This is a genomic window from Dietzia sp. B44 (genome assembly GCF_014145245.1).
Lineage (GTDB): Bacteria > Actinomycetota > Actinomycetes > Mycobacteriales > Mycobacteriaceae > Dietzia > Dietzia natronolimnaea.
The window spans coordinates 1-6,317 of the sequence record NZ_JAALEF010000079.1 but is presented as its reverse complement, the minus strand read 5'-3'; the positions used below and the strand labels follow the sequence as shown (position 1 = coordinate 6,317).

Here is a 6,317-nt window from a genome sequence, read left to right as displayed (position 1 = left end):
TACCGGCCCCCGAGGCGCCGCTGGGGATCGGTGCTAGGCCCGCTGCGCGACGGACTCATCGTCTTTACCCCGCCCGGCCGGGGTGTCCGCGTCCCCGCCCCGGCGTCCGATGTGGTGCTCCAACGGCTCATCACCCACCAAGTGATCTACGGCGGGGTGCGCAGGCGGGGGCGGTAACTGTGTCCAAAGTGCATCGGTACGAGAAAGCCGGCAACTCACGTATCCATACTTCTACCACTCCCGAGTAAGAATAGTTCTGCCATGACCATGAAAAAGAAGAAGAATTCCGTCTCCGAAAAGCTGCAATCTATTACAGCAACCACCGTTATCGCGGTTGTCGCTGCCCTCACTGCAATCCTATCTCTAGCTCTGGAATTTTCCCGTGACCCATCAAAGTCCCCGCCGCCAGTCGTGAACAATTACCTGCCCTCAATAGGAGGATCCGAAGCGCAGCCAGCACCCGAGCATCTTGGCTGTTCAAAAATGGCGCGTGCGCAATTGACTGGATGGGGACCCGATAGGCCAACAGTCGCTGGTCCGACATCACTAGGGTGGCCAGCACTCAACGCCGATCGAAACAATCCGAACATCGGAGACGAGCGCAGTTTTCATGGCGCTCGAGACGTCAACGGGCCAGCAATTTGGAGTAGCAGTCTAGAAGTTCTCGAAGGTCACGAGTATCTTCTGAGGGTTTATCTTCGAAATAGTTCACCCGACGAGGAGGACTTTGTCTCAACTGGTACTCGAGTCTCTGTTTCCTTACCGCACTGCGTAGGCCGAACTGTGGCAACTAGCGCGACTGTCAGTTCTGAGACCGCGTTCCCCAGTTCTATCTGGGACGGGGTGAACTTCACGTCGAATCGACCTTTCAGGCTAAACTATATACCGAACTCGGCACTTATCGAGAATAATGCCCACCCCGACAGTGGCTACCCAATTTTGGGAGATGATTTTCTTTCACCCGGAGGCATGCTGGTTGGCTATGAGGAAATGAATGGGTCGGTTCGTGGCGGATTTCAGCATGCCCTTTACTTTAGTTTTCGGGTCGCTCCAAACTTCGCATAAGGATGCAGTTTCCTCGCCGCTACGGCGGTGGGACATTCGACGACCGCGGGTTCGTGCCATTTCAAATGGAGTTGTAGAACGCCATCTTCTTTCCGTCCCTACCGTCGGCGACGTGGCCGCCACCGACCCGCTGCGCACCTCCGCCCGCGACCGAGGACACCTGCTGGTCGCACGCAACATCCGTGCCCACCTCGAGGGCGGCACGCTGCGCAACTACCGGCCCCCGAGGCGCCGCTGGGGCTCGGTGCTCGGCCCGGCGTCCGATGTGGTGCTCCAACGGCTCATCACCCACCAAGTGATCTACGGCGGGGTGCGCAGGCGGGCTCGGTCGGTTCCGGTCACATGCGGCGATGGCATGTGACCTGGCTCATGGGTCCTGACCTGCATGGCGGGTCGAGCGGTCGCACGGTCCGGACGGCGGCGCTAGGTTCGAGGCATGCCTGAATTCACTGTTCCCGGATTGTCCAATGCTGACTCCTCGACGCTCGCCGAGACGCTGCAGAAGCGACTCACGGCGTGCAACGACCTGCACCTGACCCTCAAGCACGTGCACTGGAATGTGGTGGGCCCCAACTTCATCTCGGTCCACGAGATGCTGGATCCGCAGGTCGAGCTGGTCCGCGGCTACGCCGACGTGCTGGCCGAGCGCATTGCCACCCTGGGCGGCTCGCCGGTGGGCACGATGGGCGCCAACGCCGACCACCGGTCGTGGGACGACTACTCGCTGGGCCGCGACACCGCGCAGGCGCACCTCGGTGCCCTGGACAAGGTGTACGACGGGATGATCGGCGATCACCGCAAGGCCATCGCCGTGGCCGGCGAGGTGGACCCGGTGACCGAGGACATCCTCATCGGCCAGACCGCCGAGCTGGAGAAGTTCCAGTGGTTCGTCCGCGCCCACCTGGAGAACTCCTCGGGTCAGCTGTCCACCGCGGGCGATTCGAGCGAGAAGGGCGCAGCCCGGTCCGCCACGGCGTGATCGCACCTGGCTGACCCCTCCTGCACGACCAGCGACGGGCCGGATTCCCACCAGGGAGTCCGGCCCGTCGTCGTTCGTTTCGTGAACAGAGTCGCGGGGGGTGGCGAGGAAGGCCGCCGGGGGCGCGGCGGGGGTAAGCAATCGGACTCGGCAGATGAAGACCGCCGGGCGCTGACGCCAGCGGTGGCGCAGGGGACCCGGAGGCGACCAGACTCACTGCGCGCCCAATACCGACCTGATGTTCGCGGTCATCGGCGCGGCCCTGCTCATCGGGTCGTTCCTTCCGCGCCTGCTCCGCGAGCGGGTGCTGTCCGCGCCGATCGTGGTGGTGGGCGTGGGCATGGTCATCGGCTGGCTGATGCCCACCGAGTCGCAGCTCGTCGACGTGATCGAGCACGCGGAGTTGGCCGAGCGGATGGCCGAGATCACCGTGATCGTGGCGCTCTTCGGCGTGGGCCTGGCCCTGGACCGTCCGCTGAGCCTGCGCGGGTGGACCACCACGTGGCGGTTGCTGGCGATCGGCATGCCCCTGTCCATCGCGGGAGTGGCGGTGCTGGGGTGGTGGGTGCTGGGGCTGACCCCCGCGGTCGCCGTGCTACTCGGGGCGGTGCTCGCCCCGACCGACCCGGTCCTGGCCTCCGACGTGCAGGTGGAGGGCCCGAGCTCCGGGGAGAAGGTCGACGACGAGCACGACGAGGCCCGCTTCGCCCTGACCTCGGAAGCCGGGCTCAACGACGCCCTCGCGTTCCCCTTCGTGTACCTCGCCATCTACCTGGCGACCAAGGGGGATCCCGGCGAGTGGCTCCTGGGCTGGGTGGCGTGGGACCTGGTGGGCAAGACGGTCATCGGCGCGGTGGTGGGCTACCTCCTCGGCCGCCTTATCGGGGCCGCGGTCTACCGGGTGCGCGTGGGAGACCACCGACTCGTGGGATTCGCCGAACCCGCCGCCGCCGTGGCCACGCTCCTGCTGGCCTACGGCGTCGGCGAGCTGCTGGGCGGCTGGGGCTTCCTCGCCGTGTTCTGCGCGGCGCTCGGGGTCCGCGCGTCCGAGCGTGACGACGAGAAGCACGAGCACTTTCACGAGTTCGTGCAGTACACCGAGCACTTGCTCACCTTGCTGGTCCTTCTAGTGATCGGCGCCTCGTTCGTCTCGGACGCGCTTCCACGCCTGCAGTGGACCCGTGTGGCGGTGGCGGCCGGCGTCCTACTGGTGATCCGGCCGCTCACCGCCTGGATCTCGCTCCTGGGGGACCGCAAACTCCGCCGAGACGAGCGCATGGTGGTGTCGGTGTTCGGCGTCCGCGGCGTGGGCTCGCTGTTCTACCTCTGCTACGCGATGGGGTACTTCCCCAAGGAGGACGGTTGGTCCCTGTGGCCGGCGGTGTCGCTGGTCATCATCGCCTCCCTGATGCTCCACGGCGCGAGCGCGTCCCAGGTCATGCGCTCACTGGACCGCCGGCGGTCCCGGGCGGGGAGCTAGGCGACGAGGCGCCTCTGGCACTCGGGGCGCTAGATCCATTCATTGGCAATTACTTGCACACTTTACTAGGCACAACAGCCGATCCCGTGAGAACATTATTAGATGCCCACCCACTATGGTCACTCATTCTTTTTCGCTTACGCGGGGAAGCCAAGACTTCGCGCAGAGGCGATTCGGACCGCGGTCGGCAACTGCGACTCAAGAGGCGTTGTCGCACGCTCTTGGGAAGATCTAAGGATCGAAGGTCGACTAATAATCGACGCCATCCTCGAGGATATCGATGGCCGCGATGCATGCATAGCTGAGGTAAGTTCCAGCAATCCCAATGTACTATTTGAAGCTGGGTACGCTCTCGCGAGGCGGAAACATCTATTTCTAGCCATTGACGAAACTGACAATGAAGCCGTAAAGTCGTGGTCCAAACTCGAATTTACAGATACAATAGGGCGAATCAACTACGGAGGAAACCCTCAGAAGTTGGCAGACAAGGTATCAGAACTCGCCGCCTCTGACGAGCACCCGCTTCTTGATGTTTTACTAGCTGGGGCATTATCAAGAGAAGAAAATGCAGTATTTGCACCAGGGTCCCCTCACAAATTTCATGCCGCCGAGCGGCTAGAACAACTACTTAACCGCAACACCCACCTGCAATTACTGGCGGCCGAAGACGAACTCAGCCTTGGACCCCTGGGCCACTACGTGAAACTAATTTATAGGTCCTCAGCTGCAATTCTGCACTTCATAAAACCGACTCGCACCCTAGCGGAAAACTACAATAGTCGACTCGCACTGCTGGCAGGCATCGTGCACGGGTTCGACCTACCCCTTCTTATGGTGGCGGAAGAAGGATACGAGACGCCCCTAGATTACAAGGATCTCCTTTTTGCGTACTCGTCAACAACCGAACTTACAGAGCACGTCAAAAATTGGCTAGACAATCTACCGACCCCCGAAGGATCAAAGAGGCGTCTCGGCCGACTTAAGCTAGAAATCGAGTTGCCGATCCGGACTTTTGGGGAGTACGTCGCAGAATCGGAGCGGCAGGAACTGGCCGACTATTTTGTTCCCACTAATGAGTTCGAGGCAGTTTTGGCTGGAAGGGCAAGCGTGTTCGTCGGCCGAAAAGGAACCGGCAAGACTGCTACGATGATTCAGTCAGTGAAAGAACTGAGGACTGACCGCAGAATTCTGGTAGTTCCCATCAAACCAAGCTCTTACGATCTTTCTGCATTGACGTCTGCCTTAGAGCGATTCGATGACAGTTCTAAGCGTGAGTACTTTCTTCTCAACCTTTGGTGCTACCTCCTCTTGACCGAAGTTGCATTGCGTGCAATATCGCACGCCAAAGACTTGCCTGCGGGACTTGGTGCGGACGCTGACATTGCAGCATTATCCGAAAGGGTAGAGTCGCTTGGAATAGACCCTGAAAGTGATCTTTCGACCCGACTTGACGAAGTGATTGTGGACTCGTTGCGTCATTCGAACCACAGCCAGACCGAAATGATGGCCGCGGCTGACGGACTACGGAACCGATGGCAAGTTAGTTTAATGGGACCTCTCAGAAACTCGATTCACAAGTACGATAGAGTAGCCGTTCTTATCGACAATTTGGATAAGACCTGGGAGCGCGGAGTTGACTTCGAGAAGCTCTCTAGATTTCTCCTGTCTTTGCTTATTTCATCGGGAAAGCTGAGGGAGTTGCTGGCAAAGTCCAAGAGCGGCCAACCGCCTGTCAACTTGACACTCACCGCCTTTTTGCGAACTGACATCTACGATGTGATGTCCACATTCGCTCGCGAGCCAGATAAAATTAACTCGATGTCAATACAGTGGGACGACGAAGAACTTCTCATCCGGGTCTTGGAGGATCGGTACGTTGCCAACCGGTCAGGCAAGAAGAGCGACCCATCAGGCCTTTGGTCAGAACTCTTCGCGCCAGAGGTCCATAGCCAACCAACCCGTGATTATTTCCTATGGCGGGCCCTGCCGCGTCCCCGCGACTTAGTGTTCCTAGGAAACGCAGCGCTAACAACAGCAATCAATCGGCGGCACGATACCGTCTTGTCCCAGGATTTAATACACGCCGAAGGGAGATACTCAAGGTTTGCAGTCGAAGCACTTCTTGTTGAGAGTGAAGCGCAAGGCTTCGACCTAGAAGAGCTACTTTTCGAGTTCGCGGGTTTGGATTCAACCGTGCCAGAGGAGACCTTGTCAACAATCCTCGCAACGCGCCCAAATCCAGACGACATCAGAGACTGGCTTATTCGCACGAGCTTCCTGGGCGTCGAGACCTCCAATAGCCGATTTGTGTATGTTGAAGGAGAGTCAGAGGCGAGGAAGAAACTGCTTGCGGCACGGCGGTTATCGGACAGGTTTGGCAGGCCGCTTCACTACCGCGTTCATCCAGCCTTTCGGCCGTATCTGGAAATTCGCGATGATGACGTATACGCGCCACTTGACGCTGAGAACGAGAATGCCGAACAGCCCGGCAGTTAACTCCCCGACCCGGGATTGAAAGAAAGCGACAACTTCTCTCTAGGCGCACCCGACTCAGTGCCGCCACAATCCGTTCTTTGCAACCTGGGCGACCGAATCGATAGCGCGCCGCTGCCGGCTGCGCGTCGATTTCAGGCGTTCATCACCACAATAGATGTGGTCGCTAGGTATGGTCGGTCGCGGTCCCCTATTCGAGATCGGGAATGCGAATAGTTAGCGGATGAGCGGTGCCCGTTTGCTTTATCCTCAAGCCGCCTCGATTAGCGCTTAACCCCGCTGATTCATGGAGTGTGAGGA

The 6,317-nt window shown here is 59.7% G+C and carries 3 protein-coding genes and 2 pseudogenes; all 5 read left to right on the top strand.

Annotated features, from left to right (window positions below; all coding sequences use genetic code 11):
- Positions 1–177 (top strand): annotated as a pseudogene (locus tag G6017_RS16685) (pyridine nucleotide-disulfide oxidoreductase); the annotation flags it as partial.
- A gap of 991 nt (positions 178–1,168) precedes the next feature.
- Positions 1,169–1,426: pseudogene (locus tag G6017_RS03330) on the top strand (pyridine nucleotide-disulfide oxidoreductase); the annotation flags it as partial.
- A 75-nt stretch (positions 1,427–1,501) separates the two neighbouring features.
- Positions 1,502–2,044, top strand: a complete 543-nt coding sequence (locus G6017_RS03325; protein ID WP_182615946.1) for a Dps family protein — start codon at positions 1,502–1,504, stop codon at positions 2,042–2,044.
- Between the two features lie 238 nt (positions 2,045–2,282).
- Complete coding sequence (locus G6017_RS03320; protein ID WP_182615944.1) at positions 2,283–3,524, top strand: cation:proton antiporter; 1,242 nt, start codon at positions 2,283–2,285, stop codon at positions 3,522–3,524.
- A gap of 102 nt (positions 3,525–3,626) precedes the next feature.
- On the top strand, positions 3,627–6,020 hold the full coding sequence (locus G6017_RS03315; protein WP_182615942.1) for a P-loop ATPase, Sll1717 family: 2,394 nt from the start codon (positions 3,627–3,629) through the stop codon (positions 6,018–6,020).
- The last annotated feature ends 297 nt before the right edge of the window (positions 6,021–6,317 follow it).

Excerpts from the sequence above, each read along its gene's own strand:
- G6017_RS03325 (WP_182615946.1), top strand. The coding sequence starts at position 1,502 with ATGCCTGAATTCACTGTTCCCGGATTGTCCAATGCTGACTCCTCGACG.
- G6017_RS03320 (WP_182615944.1), top strand. The coding sequence starts at position 2,283 with ATGTTCGCGGTCATCGGCGCGGCCCTGCTCATCGGGTCGTTCCTTCCG.
- G6017_RS03315 (WP_182615942.1), top strand. The coding sequence starts at position 3,627 with ATGCCCACCCACTATGGTCACTCATTCTTTTTCGCTTACGCGGGGAAG.